This is a genomic window from Bradyrhizobium sp. 153 (genome assembly GCF_023073835.1).
GTDB lineage: Bacteria > Pseudomonadota > Alphaproteobacteria > Rhizobiales > Xanthobacteraceae > Bradyrhizobium.
The window spans coordinates 167,782-186,112 of record NZ_JADPKH010000029.1; the positions used below are offsets into that span (position 1 = coordinate 167,782).

An 18,331-nucleotide genomic window follows, 5' to 3' on the forward strand; every position below is an offset into this window, starting at 1 on the left:
CGGCTTCCCATTCCGCCTCAGCATTCCTTGGGATCGACAAGCCCGTCGCTACGAGCAACGATCTCATAATTGCCGCTCTTGGCCACCGCGGTATACATCTTCATCTTGCAGTGCCGCTTGCCCGGCACCATCTCGGCAGGTCCGCCGGGGCCTTCAGCGATCTTGGCATGGTCGAGCGCGCCGGCGACGGACTCGCGGTCGACCTTGCCGGCCTCCTTGACCGCTGCTTCCCACAGCTTCAGGCCGCGATAGGTGCCGGTGGCGGCGCTGCCGGCGGCGAACAGGAAGTTGCCCGGGAAATCCTTCTCGTAGGCCGCCTGGATCTTTGCGTCGAAGGGGCTCTCCTTGGTCAACACCTTGAAATAGTCGAGGCAGCTTGCGAGCCCCTCGATCTCGGCGGCCTGATTGATGTTAAGCGTGTTCTCATCATAGTAGACGCAGGCCAGGCGCCCGCCGTTTTTGAGGAATCCGGCTTCATAGAGCTGCTTGAAGAACGGCCCGACGCCAGGCGGAATGACAGTGTTGAAGACGACGTCGACCTTGTTGGAGATGATGCGGTTGACGGTCGCGGAGAAATCGACCTGGTCGAGCGGATAGTATTCCTCGAACACGACCTCGCCGCCGTTCGCCTCGATCACCTTGCGTGCATAGACGTTGAGCGTGTGCGGCCAGACATAATTGGCGCTCGGCAGCGCGAACTTCTTGCCGCCGTTCTTGATCAGCCAGGGGATGAACTCGTCACATTGCTGCGCCGGCGTCGGCCCGGTGCAGAACAGGTAGGGCGTGCATTCCTTGCCTTCATAGAGCTGCGGATAGATGTAGAGCGTCTTGCCGCGTGCCACGATCGGATCCTTGATCGCGTTGCGCATCGAGGAGGTGATGCCGCCCAAGACCATGTCGACCTTGTCGCGCTGGATCAGCTTGCGGACGTTGCCGACGGCGACGGATTCGTTGGAAGCGGTGTCCTCGATATAGAGCTCGAGCGGCCGGCCGAGCAGGCCGCCGGCGGCATTGATCTCCTTGATCACCATCTTGGCGACATTGGCATCGGCATTGCCGGCATAGGCGATCGGGCCCGTGAGGTCGGTGGCGATGCCGACCTTGATCGGGGCTTCGGCCGCATTGGCCCAGGGAGCCGGAATCACCCAGCTGCCGACGCCGGTTGCGACCGCACCGGAGGCAAAAGCAAAATTGGAGAGAAAGCGGCGCCGTGAGAGCTGAGTGCGATCGAACATGTGACTAAACCCCTTTTCCTGCGGTGAGGCCCTGCGGACGGAATTTGATGAAGACAATGGCGAGCACGAAGACCAGCACGTCGGCGACGACGGGCGCCATCACCCACGGCAGCGCCGCGCTGAGCGTGCCGATGACGCCCGCGCCTGCGACCGGTCCGATGAAGGAGCCGACGCCGCCGACCATGACCGCGACAAAACCCTGGATCAGAAAGCGCAGGCCGAGATCGGCAAACAGGCTGAACACCGGCACGATCAGCGCACCGGCAAGGCCGGCAAGCGCTGCGCCGAACGCAAACGTGGCGCCGTAGATCAGCGGCGTGGAAATGCCCGACGCGCGTGCCAGCGACGGATTCTCCAGCGTGGCCCGCACGCGCAGGCCAAAGCTCGTGCGCGACAGCAGCAGATAGCAACCGCCCATCACCAGGAGCGTGATCACGATGATGGTGAAACGCCAGGCCGAGATGTGCATGGCGCCAATGTCGAGCGAGCCGCCGATCGGCTCCGGCACGGTGAGGTAGAAGCCGCCGATCAGTCCGCGCACGGATTCCCGGATGATGAGACCGAGCGCATAGGTGCCGAGCATGGCGACGATGGGCGCGGCATAGAAGCGGCGGATGATCAGCGCCTCCAGCACGAAGCCGAGCGCGCCGACCACGAAAGGCGCCGCAGCCATGCCGGCCCAGATCGGCAGCCCCTTGGCGTAGGCGAGATAGGTGATGTAAGCCCCGAGCAGGACGAACTCGCCTTGCGCGAAGTTGAAGATGCCCATCATGCTGGCGATGATCCCGAGCCCCAGCACGATAAGGACGATGATCGCGCCAAAGCTCAGGATCTCGAACGCCGCGACGAACGCGTTAGCCATGCGTTGCGTTTCCGTTCGCCTGCATCGAAGCCTCGCTCACATTTTTTTCCAGTCGCCGATCTGCTCGAAGGCATGGGCGGCGCGGTAGATCGTGGATTCCTCGAACATGCGGCCGACCAGCATCAGGCCGACGGGCAGGCCGTCGACCATGCCGCAGGGCAGCGACATCGCGGGATGATGGGTGATGTCGAAGGGCGCGGTGTTGGAGATCATCTCGAGCGCGCGGGCTACGTATTCCTCGCGGCTGGCATTGGGCTCCGGCAGCTTGGTCGCCTTCATCGGCGTGGTTGGCATCAACAGCAGATCGTAGTCGCTGAAGGCCTTGTCATAGGCCGCGGTGAGCCGGCGGGAGATGTTGAGCGCCTTGCCGTAGAAGCGTGGGCCGAAATTGTTGTTGATGTAGGTGCCGAGCATCATGAACAACTTCGTGGTCTCGGACAGCGAGTCGGCCTGCCGGCGCCAGCCGCGGTGAAAATCCATCAGGGAGGTCGAATAGAGATCGCCGCGGCTGAGGCCGTAGCCGTCGCCGAACATCATGGTCTGGGTCAGGCCTTCGGTGCCGATCGGGGTCCAGATCGCGCCGCCCAGGAGGTGCATCGGGATCGATACCGTCTCGACGCTGGCTCCAAGATCCTTGAAGCGTTTTGCCGCCTCGCGCACGCTTTCATTGACCGCCGCCTCTGCGGCCGGCTGCTCAAAGCCTTCCTTGACGATGCCGATCTTCATCCCTTTGACGCCCTGGCCGAGCGCCTTGGTGTATTCCTCGACCTTCGGCGCCTTGATGCGCGGATCGTAGCCGTCGTCGCCGGCGAGCACTTCGAGCAGCAGCGCGTTGTCGGCGACCGTCGCAGTCATCGGCCCGGTATGATCGATGTAGATCTCGATCGGCATGATCCCGGTATAGGGCACGAGGCCCCAGGTCGGCTTCATGCCGTAGATGCCGCAGAACGAGGACGGCATGCGGATCGAGCCGCCCTGATCGCCGCCGATCGCCATGTCGACCTCGCCGAGCGCAACCACGACGCCAGAGCCTGACGACGAGCCGCCGGCCGAGTAGCCCATCTTGTGCGGATTATGCACTGGCCCGTACGAGCCGGTGTGGCTGCCGCCAGACAGGCAGAAGTGCTCGCAATGCACCTTGCCCTTGATCTCGGCGCCGGTATCCAGCATGCGCGTGACGATCGTGGCGTCGAAATCGGGCACATAGCCTTCCAGCGTGGACGACCCGTTGGTCATGGGAACGCCGGCCAGCATGATGTTGTCCTTCAGCGCGACGGTCTTGCCCTTGAGCTTGCCGCTGGCGGCGCCCTTTACGGTCGACTTGCGATACCAGGCATTGCGCGGGTTCTCTTCGGCCGAGGGCCGGTAGCCCGGCGTGCGCGGGTATTTCACCTCCGGCACCTCGTCCGGCATCGCGGCGACGAGATTGTAGGCTTCGATCGAGCCCTGCATCAGGCCGCGGAACGAGGCGACGTCGTCGTCGGTCAGCGAAAGGCCGCACTGCTCGGCGACGCTGCGAAGTTGGGCTGGCGTGGGAAGAACAACTGTCACGGCGCTCTCCTCAAAGGCTTCTTGATCCCTGGCGTGGACGGAAGCCGCCTGGTCCCGCGCCTGCACAGCGCGGGACCAAATCGGCATCGCGTCGATATTACAGACAGAAATATTTTCCTTTTCAAGTATTATTTCGAAAATCCGCCAGCACCCTCGACAATCTCGTTTTAGACCGGCTTGATCAGCTTGAAATCGAGACCGTCAGCCTCGGCGAGATACATCTGCATCCGGGCGTGACCGTTGCGAACGGTGACCGGCCCGCGCGCGCCGCCATAAACGATGTTGCGCCCCGCCGCGAGCATCGGAGCCATGGACAACGAACCTGCCTTGTTCGCGACGGCTTCGAGGAAACGCAGGCCTTCGTAACTGGACTGGCCGAGCGAGCCGATCGGCGGAGCGTTTGGTCCGAACATCGCGCGATAGCGGATCTGGAAGTCGTCGTTGCTCCGCGAGCCGATGCCCGGGAAATAGCCGGAGGCGCAGAACATGTTCTCGCTGTTGTCGGCGCCGATGCCGAGCAGGACCGTCTCGTCCATCGCGCCGGCCAGCCGCAGCGTCGTCGCGGCAAGCCCGCATTCGCCGAAGGCACGGTTGAAGGTGATGCTGTCGGTGCCGATCAGCGAGATCAGCACGACATCCGGCCTCGCGGCGCGGATGCGCGCCAGATGAGGCTGGTGATTATCCTCGCCGAGGGGAACGAACTCCTCGCCGACGACAAGGCCGCCGGTTTCGTTGATGTAATTCTTCACGGCGCGATGCGACTGCCAGGGCCAGACATAGTCGCTGCCGATCAGGTACCAGCGCGACGCGTTCTTGACCTCGGCGAGCCAGTGGATCGAGGGCCGGCTCTGCCAGCGCGGCGTCTCACCGATCGCCATCACGCCCGGCGTGCACTCACCGCCTTCATAGACCGGCGTATAGATGTAGGGGATGCGATGACGCGTGGTGACGTCGCGCAAGCCGACACGGACCGCGCTGGTGTGCAGCCCGACGATGAGGTCGACCTCGTCGAACGCGATCGCCTGCTCGGCGCGGTTCAGCACCTCGTCGAGCGGTCCGCCAGCGTCGTAAATGGAAAGCTCGATTTCGCGCCCGAGGATGCCGCCGCGCTTGTTGATCTCGGCAACCGCGAGCTTGGCGCTGTTGGTCGCACAGGGGCCCCAGACTCCAGGCGAGCCGGTGCAGCAGATGAAGCCGCCGATCCGCAGCTTGTTCGCGCGGCGCCGCTTGAAGAAGGCGTGATCCCTGGGCGACAAGACACCATCAGCCGCCGATGACGACAGATTCCTGAACAGCAAGGACGGCGGCAACGCCGGGCCGCCGTGAGCCGGGAAGTTCACCGTCGCGCGCACGCCAACTCCTGTCTGGGACCAGACTTGAAAGCACATTGAGCAGGCGGCCGCGGCTTCCGCCCTTTTGTTGGGCAATGATCCTATTTTGAAAATATTGAATATTCAACAATTGAAGTGCATATAGATGCGGCATTGATTGCAAGACATTCACTCATTTGGGTCAAGACGAAGTCTTAGCCGTGGCAAAATCCTCGAAAGAAAACTCACCGATCACCGATCACCTCGCCTATCTGCTCGCGCAAGCCAACCGGGAGATCAACCGCCAGCTCGAGCTGCGGTTGAGCAAGGAGGGCGTGCCGGTCGAGCAATGGCGCATCCTGAAAGTGCTGTCGGATGGCAACGGCCATTCGATGGGCGAACTCGCCGATGCCGTGCTGCTCAACCATCCGACATTGACCAAGATGATCGACCGCATGGTCTCGGACACGTTGGTCTACCGCGTGCAGGATCCGAACGACCGCCGCAAGGTGCTGATGTTCATCTCCGACCGCGGCAAGGTGCTGAGCAAGAAGCTCAACTCGCTTGCGGTGGACCAGGAGGAGCACATCCTGGAGAGCTACGGCGACAAATCGACGAGTGAGCTCAAGCGGCTGCTGGAGAGCTTGATCGACAGCTCGAATTGAGGGCTGATTAAGTTCGGCTTCTTAAAGCACGTCGTCCTTGACAAGCGAAGTTCTTGGCAACGCGCAGCGTTGTCCGGGGCGGAGGGCCGATCCAGGGCCCATTACCACCGCATTTACTTGGCGAAGACTGGCGGTTGCCTGCGTCGCGCCGCGACTTCCCCTGGGTAATTGGCTTCGCCAGGACGACGGTGGGGTGAGAGCTGGGCGCGTCACGCTCAACTGTCATCGCCCGCCTTGTGCGCACTTGCGCACTGCAACAGGCGATCCAGTATTCCGGAGACGGTCGCGATTGAGCCGAGAAGCCGCGGCGTAATGGATCGCCCGATCAGTCGGGCGACGACAGTCGAGAATGAGGCGCCGGTGTTGCGCCCCACTAATACATTCAAGCCTTACGCGTACCTGCCGTGGCAGTGCTTGTACTTCTTGCCCGAGCCGCACGGGCAGTCCTCGTTGCGGCCGATCTTGCCCCAGCTTGCCGGATTCTTGGGATCGCGAAGGGCGGCATCAGTGGCCTGCGCTCCCAGCGAGACGCTGGCGATCGCCATTTCGTCTTCGCCGGTGTTCGGGTCGAACTTGTGCGCCTCCATCGGCGGCAGCAGCGGGGCTTCCTGCTCCGGCGGGACGATCTCGACGCGCATCAGCTGCGCGGTGACGGCCTCGCGCAAATGTGCGCTCATCTCCTGGAAGAGATTGAAGGCCTCAGTCTTGTACTCCTGCAAGGGATCGCGCTGGCCGTAACCGCGCAGACCGATGACCTGGCGCAGATGGTCGAGCATGATCAGGTGCTCGCGCCAGAGATGGTCGAGCGTCTGCAACAGAATGGTCTTTTCGACGTAACGCATCACGTCGGGCCCCCATTGCGCGACCTTGGCCGCCATGTGCTCGTCGGCTTTGGTCTCAATGCGGGTCAGCAACTCCTCGTCGGCGATTCCCTCTTCCTTGGCCCATTCGTCGACCGGCAGGTCGAGATCGAGCACGCGCTTCAGCTCGTCCTTCAGGCCCGCCACGTCCCACTGCTCGGCATAGGCATGCTCGGGCACGTGCTTGGCGACGAGATCGTCGATGAAAGCGTGGCGCATGTCGGTGACGGTTTCGACAACGCTCTCGTCCTTCATCAGCTCGACGCGCTGATCGAAGATCACCTTGCGCTGGTCATTCTGGACGTTGTCGAACTTGAGCAGGTTCTTGCGGATGTCGAAGTTGCGCGCCTCGACCTTCTGCTGCGCCTTCTCCAACGCCTTGTTGATCCAGGGATGGATGATGGCCTCGCCCTCTTGCAAGCCGAGACGCTGGAGCATGCTGTCGAGACGGTCCGAGCCGAAGATGCGCATCAGATCGTCTTCGAGCGACAGGAAGAATTTCGAGCGGCCGGGGTCACCCTGACGACCGGAACGGCCGCGGAGCTGGTTGTCAATGCGGCGGGATTCGTGCCGCTCCGAGCCGATGATATAAAGGCCGCCCGGCTTCTTCACGGTCTTGGCCGGCTTGCTCCCCTTCGCCGGCTCGATCTCGATGGTCTCCTCGGCCTTCAGCACGAGATCGCGGAAGTGCGCGATGTCGGCCTTGATCTGATCGATCTTCTTGGCTTTCTCGGCCTCGTCCTCGATGCCTGCGGTCTCCTGCTGGATGCGCATCTCGAGCGAGCCGCCGAGCTTGATGTCGGTGCCGCGGCCGGCCATGTTGGTCGCGATGGTGATCGCACCGGGCACACCCGCTTCGGCGACGATATAGGCTTCCTGCTCGTGGAAGCGCGCGTTCAGCACCGCGAACAGCTTTGCCGGCTTGCCGGCGCGGGCCGCAGCATAGAGCTTGTCGAGCGCGTTCTCCTTGCCGAAATCGATCTGCTTGTAGCCGTTCTTCTTGAGGAATTCGGCGAGCACTTCCGACTTTTCGATCGAGGCGGTGCCGACGAGCACCGGCTGGAGCCGCGAATTGGCACGCTCGATCTCGGCGAGGATCGCGCCGTATTTTTCCTGCTGGGTGCGGTAGACCTCGTCGTCCTCGTCGAGGCGCGCGACCGGCAGGTTGGTCGGGATCTCCACGACCTCGAGCTTGTAGATGTCGAACAATTCGTCCGCTTCGGTCGCGGCCGTGCCGGTCATGCCCGCGAGCTTCTCGTACATGCGGAAATAGTTCTGGAAGGTGATCGAGGCCAGCGTCTGGTTCTCAGGCTGGACCTGGACGTGCTCCTTGGCCTCCAACGCCTGATGCAGGCCTTCCGAATAGCGGCGGCCCGGCATCATGCGGCCGGTGAACTCGTCGATGATGACGACCTCGTTGTCGCGGACGATGTAGTCCTTGTCGCGCGTGAACAGCGTATGGGCGCGCAGCGCCTGGTTGATGTGGTGCACGACCGAGACGTTCTCGACGTCGTAGAGCGACTCGCCCTTGAGCTGGCCGGCGTCGCGCAGCAAGGTCTCGATCTTCTCCATGCCGGCTTCGGTGAGCGTCACTGTGCGCTGCTTCTCGTCGACGTCGTAATCGGTCTTGTCGAGCTTGGGCAGGAACGAATCGATGGTGTTGTAGAAGTCGGAGCGGTCGTCGAGCGGGCCGGAGATGATCAGCGGCGTGCGCGCTTCGTCGATCAGGATGGAGTCGACCTCGTCGACGATGGCGAAGAAGTGCGGCCGCTGGACCATGTCCTCGAGCCGGTACTTCATGTTGTCGCGCAGATAATCGAAGCCATATTCGTTGTTGGTGCCATAGGTGATGTCGCAGGCATAGGCCGCCTTGCGTTCGGCATCGTCGAGGCCGTGCACGATCACGCCGGTGGTCATGCCGAGGAAGCCGTAGATCTGACCCATCCAGCCGGAGTCGCGGCGGGCGAGATAATCGTTGACGGTGACGACGTGGACGCCCTTGCCGGCGAGCGCGTTGAGGTAGACCGCGAGCGTCGCCACCAGCGTCTTGCCTTCGCCGGTCTTCATCTCGGCGATGTCGCCCTCGTGCAGCACCATGCCGCCGATTAGCTGGACGTCGAAATGGCGCTGGCCGAGCGTACGCTTGGCCGCCTCGCGTACTGTGGCGAAGGCGGGCACCAGGAGGTCGTCGAGCGTCTTGCCCTCGGCGAGCTGCTTCTTGAACTCGGCGGTGCGGGCCTTGAGCGCTTCGTCAGAAAGTTTCGAGACTTCGGGCTCCAGCGCGTTGATCGCGTTGACGCGGGACTGATATCCCTTCACCCGCCGGTCGTTGGCGGAGCCGAAAAACTTGCGGGCGAGCGCGCCGATCATGCCTAGTTCCTGTGTTCGCGATTTAACCGCGTTGCAGCCAAGAAGTTGTCACCCGCCTGCCTATCAACTCACCGTGACGCCGATGGCGCCTTCAGCCCGGACTGCGGGGTGGTCCGCCATATGGGTGGGAATTGAGCAAGTCTGGGTTCAACGGCCAAAAACGCAGCAAAATAAACGCTATCGCCATGGACGCGACCGGCCAGAGATATGGCCGGCCCCTAGCCTTGTCAACGGCGGCCGCATTGCGGCTAATTCATCATTTTGACAGACTTTTCGCGTTGCCAAGCCCCCCTGAATTGGGCGAGTGTCCGCCCCGCTCGAGCAGCCCCCCTGCTTCAACATAAGGATTTTCCATGACCACCTCGTTCCCGGTAACCACCGGCCAGCGTTTCCGCCATGCGTCCGCCCTGGCCGGCTGCCTCGCTTTGGCGCTGTCCCTGGCGTGCGCCGGGCCGCTCCGCGCCGCCGACGATCCGGTGCTGGCGAAGGTCAATGGCGCGGAAATCAAGAAGAGCGACGTCGCCATGGCCGAGGAAGAACTCGGACCCAGCCTGGCCCAGATGGACCCGGCGACCAAGGACGAGAACGTCCTGTCCTTCCTGATCGACATGAAGATCGTCAGCAAGGCTGCCGAAGACAAGAAGGTCGCCGACAGCGAGGAGTTCAAGAAGCGCCTGGCATTCGCCCGCAACCGCCTCCTGATGGACAGCCTGCTCGCGGGCGAGGGCAAGGCCGCCACCACCCCCGACGCCATGAAGAAGGTCTATGACGAGGCCTCCAAGCAGATCACCGGTGAGCAGGAGGTGCGCGCCCGCCACATCCTGGTCGAAACCGAGGACGAGGCCAAGGCGGTGAAGGCCGAGCTCGACAAGGGCGCTGATTTCGCCGAGCTTGCCAAGAAGAAATCCAAGGACCCGGGCTCTGCCGACGGCGGCGACCTCGGCTTCTTCACCAAGGAGCAGATGGTGCCGGAATTCTCGGCCGTCGCCTTCGCGCTCGAGCCGGGCAAGATCTCCGACCCCGTGAAGTCGCAGTTCGGCTGGCACATCATCAAGGTCGAGGAAAAGCGCAACCGCAAGGCGCCGGACTTCGAGCAGGTGAAAACCCAGATCGAGAACTACGTCACCCGCAAGGCCCAGGCCGATTACGTCGCCAAGCTGCGTGCCGAGGCCAAGGTCGAGCGGCTGGACCAGCCGGCAGCGGACGCCGCCAAGTCGGACGCCAAGCCGTCTGACAGCAAGATGGCGCCGCCGGCGAAGAAGTAAGAATTTGCTGTCACTTCGCTGACGCCAAGAGTATCTAAGCATCGCAATGGCCGGGCATCGCCCGGCCATCTGCATGTCAGACCCCACCAAGGCGCCCCCCGCGATGTCTTCGACCGTCTCCCCGCTCGCCCCAAAAACCGTTCCCGACATGCCCGTGATCGCAGGCGTCCGTCTTGCGACCGCCGAGGCCGGCATCCGCTACAAGAACCGCACCGACGTGCTGCTGGCGGTGATGGACAAGGGCACGGCCGTGGCCGGAGTCTTCACCAGGTCGAAATGCCCCTCCGCGCCGGTCGAATGGTGCCGCGCCAAATTGAAGGGCGGCAAGGCTCGCGCTCTGGTCGTCAACTCCGGCAACGCCAATGCCTTCACCGGCAAAACCGGCCGCGCCTCCACCGCGCTGACCGCGAAGATCGCGGCGAAGGCCGTTGGGTGTAGCGAGAGCGAGATTTTTCTCGCCTCGACCGGCGTGATCGGCGAGCCACTGGACGCGACCAAGTTCGATGGCGTGCTCGGCCGCCTCGCCGAGACCGCCGAGCCGGACGATTATCTCGCCGCGGCCAAGGCGATCATGACCACCGACACCTTCCCGAAGGTCGCGACCGCGACCGTCAAGCTCGGCAAGGCCAAGGTCACCATCAACGGCATGGCCAAGGGCGCCGGCATGATCGCTCCCGACATGGCGACCATGCTGTCCTTCATCTTCACGGACGCGCCGATCGCGCCCGCCGCGCTGCAAGCCCTGCTCAAGAGCGGCGTCGAGGACACCTTCAATGCAGTGACGATCGACGGCGACACCTCGACCTCGGACACGCTGCTCGCCTTCGCGACCGGCGCCGCCGCGAAACATGGTGCGCCGAAGATCGACCGGGCCAGCGATCCCAGGCTGAAGGCCTTCGTCAAGGCATTCAACCAGGTGCTCGCCAATCTGTCCGAGCAGGTGGCCCGCGACGGCGAAGGCGCACGCAAGCTGGTCGAGATCACCGTCGAGGGCGCCAAGACCAAGGCCTCGGCGCGCAAGATCGCGATGTCGATCGCCAACTCACCGCTGGTCAAGACCGCGATCGCCGGCGAGGACGCCAACTGGGGCCGCGTGGTGATGGCGGTCGGCAAGGCCGGCGAGCCGGCCGATCGCGACAAGCTCTCGATCTCCTTCAACGGCATTCGCGTCGCCAAGAGCGGCGCGCGCGATCCGTCCTATGACGAAGCGCAGGTCTCGGAGGCGATGAAGGCACCGGAGATCGCGATCAAGGTCTCGCTCGGCCTTGGCAAGGGCCGCGACCGCGTCATGACCTGCGACCTCACCAAGGAATATGTCGCGATCAACGGCGACTACAGGTCCTGAATCTTCCGTCATTGAGGTGCGAGGCGCGCAGCGCGCAGCGATGCACGCCTTCCCTCGACGGATGAACGGCCGCGCTACCGCCGCACGGGGAGAACTGGGCCGCCGTTCCCCTGCGAGGGCCGCTGAAGAAGCGGCCGTCTCACGATGACGGCGATGGAGGTCTGCTTCATCTCACCCGGAGATCCGCGCGTCGGCGACCGCCTTCTTGAACAACGCATTCATCGCTTCGGAGATGCCTTGCGTCGGGCTGACCTCGAAATACAGGCCCGGCGAGGCGCAGCTCTGCATGTTCTGCGCGATCTCGCTGTTCGGCGACGGCCCATAGGGGCCAGCATTAAATGGATTGATCCATTTCATGTACCAGCTGTTGGTGGGCAGCGCGAGATACGTCGTGTACAAGACCGCAACCTTGACCCCGCGATCCCTCATGGCCTTGCACAGCAACGGGTCGAGCGGCGACTGGCATCGTGTGCTGCCTGAGAGCGGCTTCAGGCAGGCGGTGTTGCTCTCGTCAGCGACCCCGTCGGATACGAAGAACAGATATTTGAGCGGGCTGGATGACGTGCCGGGGCCGGGTGAACTGATCTCCTTGTCGATCGCAGGAAATATCGCGGTGAATGCCGTGTCCTGATCGCCGTTCTCGTTCTGACCGTTCACCGACATCAAGTCGATCTTGCCGGCCGCCGACTTCGCGCTGGAGAGCGACGCCGACAGCGAGAACAGATTGCGCAGACCGAGCGTGCTTGCGGAGCCGCCGAAATCATAGATCGCCATCCTGAACTGGTTTGAATAGGTTTCGGTTGCGCTCGCCGTGTCCATCAGCGACTGCGTGGCACTCCGAAGCACGTCGATCCGGGTGGTCACGCCGAGCTTCCTGGCAAGGTCGTAATAATTGTTCTTGTCCTTGAGATCGTGGCAGGCGAACGCGCACTTGTCCGACGTGTTGTTGACCATCGTCTGCACGTCGCCGGGCGTCGCGCCGACGCCCATCGAAGGCGAGTTGTCGAGTAGCAGGTAGAAGTCGATATAGAGCGGCATGCTGGCCGTCGCGGTCGACGTGCCGCTCACGGTCAGCGCGGTCTTGCCGATCACGCCGAGAAACATGGTGTTCAGCTCGGCGCTGAATGAGACCGTGGACTTGACGGTCGAGCCGCTCTTGACCACCGTCGGCGTGATGTTCTTGAGCGTGTAGCCGGTCAGGTTGGCGCGGTTGGCATCAAAAATGTTCTGGGCATCGGTAACGCCGACGGAAATCGGGCCGTCCGAGGTCATCGTGCCCGCGGCGGCAAAGGCCGGCGAGGACTTGGCCACCGAGCCGACGCTGGCCGCATCGGCCGCGCCCTGAAGCTTGGAGCGGATCTGCGTCGCACGAGAGTAGTCGACCGCACAGCCGACCACCGTGATCAGCGGCACGCAGCAGAGTGCGAAGATCACCGCGATATTGCCGCGCCGGTCGTGGACGAATCGGCGGATGATGATGCCAATGGCAGCGCGCATGGAGCGGGACCCGGAATGGTTTCAGCGTTTCCACTCTAGGAACCGTCGATTAAATATGACTTATGGAGGCCGGAGAACGCGGCCCCACGCGGGGTTAACGAACCGTTGCGAGCGATCCTTCAGCAAACGACATGGGCATGGCCGATCTCAAACTCACACTGGTGGTGGCCTGCGCGCTGGTCGACGCCGACAAGCGCGTCCTGATCGCGCAACGCCCCGAGGGTAAGGCGCTGGCCGGCCTTTGGGAATTCCCGGGCGGCAAGCTCGAGCCCGGCGAGCGGCCCGAGCAGAGCCTGATTCGCGAGCTCCACGAGGAGCTCGGCATCACGGTCGCCGAGCCGTGCCTGGCCCCACTGACCTTTGCGAGCTACGGCTACGAGACCTTTCACCTGTTGATGCCGCTCTACATCTGCCGCCGCTGGGAGGGGCAGGTTACGGCGCGCGAAGGCCAGGCTCTGGCCTGGGTCCGCGCCAACAAACTGCGCGATTACCCGATGCCGCCCGCCGACATCCCGTTGATCCCGCATTTGATCGACTTGCTGATGTGAGCTCGGGGAGCCATCACGCTCTCAGCCTCATGCCTAGCTGTCTCAGGCATCCACGATCTTCGTGCCGAGCTGAATGACGTTGATGGCCGTGTCGAGCACGGCCATGACGGGAGAGACAGCCTATATTTCTCTCGCCTTCTTCACCGCCTCGGCGAGGCTCGCCTTGGCCGAGCCGGGCTTGAGCGGCTGCTGCTGGCTCGCATGCGGGGCCCAGCCGGAGAGCCAGATGATATCGAACGTCGCACGGACGCGGCCGTCGGCATCGGCGAAGCGTTCGGCATAGATCTCGGCCATCCGCAGCAGCGTCGTGCGACGGCTCGGCACGCGCCGACGCTCGATCAGCACATTGGCCGCACCCATGCGGCGAAGATCCTGCATCAAAGCAAACGCATTGCCATAGCGTGCCACCACACGGTCGACGTCGGTGACCGGCAGCGCAAAGCCCGCGCGCTGTAACAGCGCGCCGATGTCGCGCAAGTCCGCGAACGGCGCGACGCGCGGCGACACGCCGCCTTCGCATTCGGCTTCGGCGGCCGCAAACGCCTGACGCAGCTCGGTCAGGCTGTCGCCGCCGATCATGGCGGCGAGCAGCAACCCGTCCGGCCTCAGGGCGCGACGAATTTGCGCGAGCACACCCGGCAGGTCGTTGACGAATTGCAGCGCCAGCGCCGAGATGATGAGGTCGCGGCTCTCCGGTTCGAAGAGCAGCTTCTCCTCGCCGGCCGCACCCGACGCAATCCGCTCGGTCGAACGTAGGCACGACCGCAACGTCGTGAGACCCTCGCCGGGTGTCCATAGATCCACCGCCGCATGAAATTCCCGCGTCACCGCGGCCAACCGGTCGGACATATCCTCGGCCACGCGATCGAGCAGGAAGGTGACCGGGCCTTGCGCAAGTGCGCGTTGCTGCCGTGCATGCAGCAAGGCGCGGTCGAACAAAGCGGGCGGGGTTTGCGGAATTTGGGCCATGCCGCTGGTTACGCCGATCATGCTGGCTATTGCAATCGGTCTCGTGTCCCGAACGCGGTGCGGCACGAATTGGCGCTCCGCAGAGCCGGGACCCACGCTGCTGCGCATGCGGCTCTTCTGGGCCCCGGCTCGGCAGCGCACTGCAAGAGCGCTGCGTCCGCGGCAGGAGAGGGTGGCTTGAGCAGATGATCGTGGAACGCTAGCCTTCCCTAATGGAAGCCAAAACCGCTCCCTCCCGATCCATCGCCGCACCACTGCGTGCCGCGTGGACGACTGGCTGTCAGGTGCTGTCGCGCGCGGCACGGCTCGCCCTCGACATCGCACTGCCGACGCAGTGCGTGTCCTGCCACGAGCCGGTCGACGGCGAGGGCGTTTGCGCTTCCTGCTGGGCGCGACTGTCGTTCATTGAACGGCCCTATTGCCCGCGGCTCGGTATTCCCTTTGTGTATGACCCCGGTCCCGACATGCTGTCGATGGAGGCGATCGCGAACCCACCGGCTTACATGCGGGCACGCGCGGCGGTGCGCTATGACGATGTTGCGCGCACGCTGGTCCATGCGCTGAAATACCAGGACCGCACTGATTTGGCGCCCGCCATGGGCCGCTGGATGACGCGCGCCGGCGCAGAGCTGCTCTCTGGCGCCGACATGCTGATTCCCGTCCCCCTGCATTGGCGGCGGGCCTGGCGGCGCCGCTACAACCAGTCCGGCGCGCTGGCGCGCATCATCGCGCGTCGGAGCGGGGTCGAGGTCCGGGGCGAAGTGTTGCGGCGGGTGCGCGCCACCGAGCAGCAGATCGGCCTGTCGCGGGCCCAGCGCGCCACCAATGTGCAGGGCGCGTTCCAGGTATCCCCCGACCGCCAAGCCGAGATTCAGGGCCGTCGCATCGTCCTGGTCGACGATGTCCTGACATCGGGTGCCTCGCTGGATGCCTGCGCGCGGGCCCTGCTGCGCGCCAAGGCCGCCCAGGTCGACGTGCTGGTCTTTGCCCGGGTTGTCGAAAGCGGCCCCCGTCCCATATAATTCAATGAATTCATGACATGAAAGCGCTGGACGCCATGACTGCTGCTGTCGAGATCTACACCCGGCCAGGCTGCGGCTATTGTTCCGCGGCAAGGTCGCTGTTGACCCGCAAAAAGGCGATCTTCACGGAATTCGATGTCGCCAAGAACCCGTCCTGGCGCCAGGACATGTACGACCGCGCCGGCGAAGGCTCGACGTTCCCGCAGATATGGATCGGTGGAACCCATGTCGGCGGTTGCGACGAGCTCTACGCGCTCGATCGTGAAGGCAAGCTCGACCGCATGCTCGACAGCGTCAAGGCCGTCTCATGAGCGAGGATCGGACCTTCACCGCCGCCATGGTGCAGATGCGCACCGGCCTCTTGCCCGAACCGAGCCTCGCGCAGGCTACCAAGCTGATCCGGCAGGCTGCGGCAAACGGCGCCGACTACGTGCAGACGCCCGAAGTCAGCAACATGATGCAGCTGAACCGTAAGGCATTGTTCGAGCATCTTCAGAGCGAAGAGGACGACGCCTCTCTGAAGGCGTATCGGGCGCTCGCAGCGGAACTCGGGATCCACATCCATGTCGGCTCGCTGGCGCTGCGTTTCTCGCCGGAGAAAGCGGTCAACCGCTCCTTTCTGATCGGGCCCGAGGGCAACGTGCTCGCGAGCTACGACAAGATCCACATGTTCGACATCGAGCTGCCGGACGGCGAGAGCTATCGCGAATCCGCCAATTACCAGCCGGGCGAGACGGCGGTAATTTCCGACCTCCCCTGGGGCCGCGTCGGTCTGACGATCTGCTACGATGTCCGTTTCCCTGCGCTCTACCGCGCGCTGGCCGAGAGCGGCGCATCCTTCATCACTGTGCCCTCGGCCTTCACCCGCAAGACCGGGGAAGCGCATTGGCACGTGCTGCTGCGTTCGCGCGCGATCGAGACCGGCTGCTTCATCTTCGCCGCGGCGCAAGCCGGCCTACACGAGAACAAGCGCGAGACCTACGGCCACTCCCTTATCATCGACCCCTGGGGCGAGATCCTCGCCGAGGGTGGCGTCGAGCCCGGCGTCATCATGGCCAAGATCGACCCGGCCAAGGTCGAGACGGCGCGCCGGGCGATCCCCTCGCTCCAGCACGGCCGCCGCTTCGGCGTCTCCGATGCCAAGGCCGGGCCGGACCATCTGCATCTCGTGCGGGGATCGGCATGATCCGCTACGCACTGCACTGCGACCGGAACCATGCCTTCGAAAGCTGGTTTCAAAGCTCGTCGGCCTATGATTCCCAGGTGAAGCGCAAGCTCGTGACTTGTCCGATCTGCGGCTCGGCCAGGGTCGACAAGGCGATCATGGCCCCGCGCATCGTCGGCAAGAAGGGCCGCGGGCGCGCTACGCCGCCGCCGGAGCCCACGGCGTCCACTACGCCTGCACCCGAGGCTGCGCCGTCAGGACCGACCTCGCTGCTGATGGCGCAGGAGCGCGAGCTGCGCGCCAAGCTGAAGGAATTGCGCGACCACATCGTCAAGAACGCCGACAATGTCGGCGAGCGCTTTGCCAACGAAGCCCGCGCCATGCACTACGGCGACAAGGAGCATCGTCCGATCTATGGCGAGGCCTCGCCCGACGAAGCCAAGTCACTGATCGACGAAGGCATCGAGGTGTCGCCGTTACCGGTGCTGCCGGAAGATCGGAATTAAGTCCCTACCAGAACAGCGACCCCGATCACGATCAACGCGATGCCTGCAAGCTCGCGCGGCGCGATCGGCTGCTTGAACGAGTAATACGCCACGCCTTGCGCGAACAGCACCTCGATCAAAGCGAGCGTGCGGACATTGGCGGCCGCGGTCAGCGCGAACGCCAGGAACCAGAATTGCGATGCGAAGGCACCCGTGAAGCCTGCAAGCATCGATGGCCGCCATAGTCCCAGGATGCCCCGCAATACCTTCGGCGCGCGCCAGAGCAGATAGATCGTCAGCACCAGCGTCTGCACGAACAGGCCGAGCACTAGCGTGAAGGACGACGCCGTCACGAACGACACGTTCGGCACCGTGATGATCGCGCCGCGAAAGCCGACTGCGGAGAGTGCGAAGGCCGCCGCGGCGACGAGGCCGGTGATGGTCGGCTTCAATTCGGCAAAGCTCTTCTCGCCGCCTGGCCGGAGCGCGGTGATGACGACCCCGGCGGTCGCGATCACGATCGCGAGCACCTTCAGCGAGGTCAGGTGATCGCCGAGGAAGACGAAGCCGAAGATCGCGGTCTGGATCGCTTCGGTCTTGAGGTAGGCCGTCGTCACCACGAAGGAGCGGTCATTCATGGCGAGCAGCATCAGCCCGGTGGCGACGATCTGGCTGAGTGCGCCGAGCAAGAGCCACGGCCAGAACGCGATCGGCGGCATGCTGAGATGATCGCCAGAGAGGACCAGCACCGCCGCGAGAAACAGCAGCGAGAACGGGAAGCCGAACAGGAAGCGGATGTTGGTCGCGCCCCAGGTCCCCAGCGGCTTCGTCAGCGACCGCTGCATCGCATTGCGCGCGACCTGCCCGAGCGCGGCAACGACGGTAAAGGGAATCCAGAGGCTGGCGATCGTGAACATGGGATGGGTTGGCGGGCTATATGACGGCTCGTGCAAACTGCCGGCGACGCGACAACAGGTCAATCATGCCTGCGTCATAGGAGCGATGCTCTCGCCACACCCTCAGGTCATCCTGGACAAGCGTAGCACAGATCCAGGACCCATGACCCAGGGAGTGGCTTTCCGAAGACTCGTAGTTGCCACCTCGCGCCACAACTTCTCCCTGGGATAATGGGTCCTTGGCGGCCTACGCCAGGACGACACCAAATGAGTGGGATGCAGCGCG

The 18,331-nt window shown here is 63.8% G+C and carries 16 protein-coding genes; 8 read left to right on the plus strand and 8 right to left on the minus strand.

Annotated elements, in window-relative coordinates:
• Positions 1-17: 17 nt before the first annotated feature.
• From IVA91_RS08800 to IVA91_RS08815, 4 genes are all read right to left on the minus strand, one after another.
• Positions 18-1,235, minus strand: coding sequence for a substrate-binding protein (locus tag IVA91_RS08800; protein ID WP_247276284.1), 1,218 nt, complete (start codon positions 1,233-1,235; stop codon positions 18-20).
• Between the two features lie 4 nt (positions 1,236-1,239).
• Positions 1,240-2,097, minus strand: a complete 858-nt coding sequence (locus IVA91_RS08805) for a branched-chain amino acid ABC transporter permease (protein WP_247458542.1) — start codon at positions 2,095-2,097, stop codon at positions 1,240-1,242.
• 36 nt (positions 2,098-2,133) lie between these two features.
• Entirely contained in the window at positions 2,134-3,648 is a 1,515-nt protein-coding gene (locus IVA91_RS08810) for an amidase (protein WP_247276282.1), read from the minus strand.
• 167 nt (positions 3,649-3,815) lie between these two features.
• Positions 3,816-5,000: a substrate-binding domain-containing protein gene (locus IVA91_RS08815; RefSeq protein WP_247276281.1), complete on the minus strand. Its 1,185-nt coding sequence runs from the start codon at positions 4,998-5,000 to the stop codon at positions 3,816-3,818.
• Positions 5,001-5,179: 179 nt separating this feature from the next.
• On the opposite strand from IVA91_RS08815, the gene IVA91_RS08820 reads away from it, so the two are divergent.
• Positions 5,180-5,623 (plus strand): MarR family transcriptional regulator, encoded by a 444-nt coding sequence (locus tag IVA91_RS08820; RefSeq protein ID WP_247276280.1) that lies wholly within the window; start codon positions 5,180-5,182, stop codon positions 5,621-5,623.
• 389 nt (positions 5,624-6,012) lie between these two features.
• On the opposite strand, the gene secA is transcribed toward IVA91_RS08820, so the two are convergent.
• Positions 6,013-8,853 (minus strand): preprotein translocase subunit SecA, encoded by a 2,841-nt coding sequence (secA, locus tag IVA91_RS08825; protein ID WP_247276279.1) that lies wholly within the window; start codon positions 8,851-8,853, stop codon positions 6,013-6,015.
• A 353-nt stretch (positions 8,854-9,206) separates the two neighbouring features.
• On the opposite strand from secA, the gene IVA91_RS08830 reads away from it, so the two are divergent.
• The gene (locus IVA91_RS08830) at positions 9,207-10,118 is read left to right on the plus strand and encodes a peptidylprolyl isomerase (RefSeq protein ID WP_247276278.1); all 912 of its coding nucleotides are present in this window, start codon (positions 9,207-9,209) and stop codon (positions 10,116-10,118) included.
• A gap of 103 nt (positions 10,119-10,221) precedes the next feature.
• Positions 10,222-11,463 carry a bifunctional glutamate N-acetyltransferase/amino-acid acetyltransferase ArgJ gene (gene argJ / locus IVA91_RS08835; protein ID WP_247276439.1) on the plus strand — a complete coding sequence of 414 codons (1,242 nt, stop codon included), beginning with the start codon at positions 10,222-10,224 and terminating at the stop codon, positions 11,461-11,463.
• Positions 11,464-11,634: 171 nt separating this feature from the next.
• Here the strand turns inward: argJ and IVA91_RS08840 are convergent, their stop codons facing one another.
• A complete protein-coding gene (locus IVA91_RS08840) occupies positions 11,635-12,960 on the minus strand; it encodes a TadE/TadG family type IV pilus assembly protein (protein ID WP_247417004.1) in 1,326 nt (441 codons plus the stop codon).
• Between the two features lie 137 nt (positions 12,961-13,097).
• On the opposite strand from IVA91_RS08840, the gene mutT reads away from it, so the two are divergent.
• Positions 13,098-13,508, plus strand: a complete 411-nt coding sequence (gene mutT / locus IVA91_RS08845) for an 8-oxo-dGTP diphosphatase MutT (RefSeq protein ID WP_247276276.1) — start codon at positions 13,098-13,100, stop codon at positions 13,506-13,508.
• A gap of 120 nt (positions 13,509-13,628) precedes the next feature.
• Here mutT and IVA91_RS08850 read toward each other — a convergent pair whose 3' ends face one another.
• The gene (locus IVA91_RS08850) at positions 13,629-14,498 is read right to left on the minus strand and encodes a methyltransferase domain-containing protein (RefSeq protein WP_247276438.1); all 870 of its coding nucleotides are present in this window, start codon (positions 14,496-14,498) and stop codon (positions 13,629-13,631) included.
• Positions 14,499-14,689: 191 nt separating this feature from the next.
• Here IVA91_RS08850 and IVA91_RS08855 point away from each other — a divergent pair, with 191 nt between their 5' ends.
• Genes IVA91_RS08855 through IVA91_RS08870 form a run of 4 tightly spaced genes read left to right on the plus strand, consistent with a single transcriptional unit; the run spans position 14,690 to position 17,170 of the window.
• Positions 14,690-15,499 (plus strand): ComF family protein, encoded by an 810-nt coding sequence (locus IVA91_RS08855; RefSeq protein WP_247450041.1) that lies wholly within the window; start codon positions 14,690-14,692, stop codon positions 15,497-15,499.
• A gap of 35 nt (positions 15,500-15,534) precedes the next feature.
• Positions 15,535-15,810, plus strand: coding sequence for a glutaredoxin 3 (gene grxC, locus IVA91_RS08860; RefSeq protein WP_247276437.1), 276 nt, complete (start codon positions 15,535-15,537; stop codon positions 15,808-15,810).
• On the plus strand, positions 15,807-16,685 hold the full coding sequence (locus IVA91_RS08865) for a carbon-nitrogen hydrolase family protein (RefSeq protein WP_247450043.1): 879 nt from the start codon (positions 15,807-15,809) through the stop codon (positions 16,683-16,685). Before grxC ends, IVA91_RS08865 begins: the two co-directional genes overlap by 4 nt.
• On the plus strand, positions 16,682-17,170 hold the full coding sequence (locus IVA91_RS08870) for a DUF1178 family protein (protein ID WP_247276274.1): 489 nt from the start codon (positions 16,682-16,684) through the stop codon (positions 17,168-17,170). Before IVA91_RS08865 ends, IVA91_RS08870 begins: the two co-directional genes overlap by 4 nt.
• Here the strand turns inward: IVA91_RS08870 and IVA91_RS08875 are convergent.
• The gene (locus IVA91_RS08875; RefSeq protein ID WP_247276273.1) at positions 17,167-18,066 is read right to left on the minus strand and encodes an EamA family transporter; all 900 of its coding nucleotides are present in this window, start codon (positions 18,064-18,066) and stop codon (positions 17,167-17,169) included. The two genes, IVA91_RS08870 and IVA91_RS08875, sit on opposite strands and share 4 nt — an antisense overlap.
• Between the last annotated feature and the right edge of the window lie 265 nt (positions 18,067-18,331).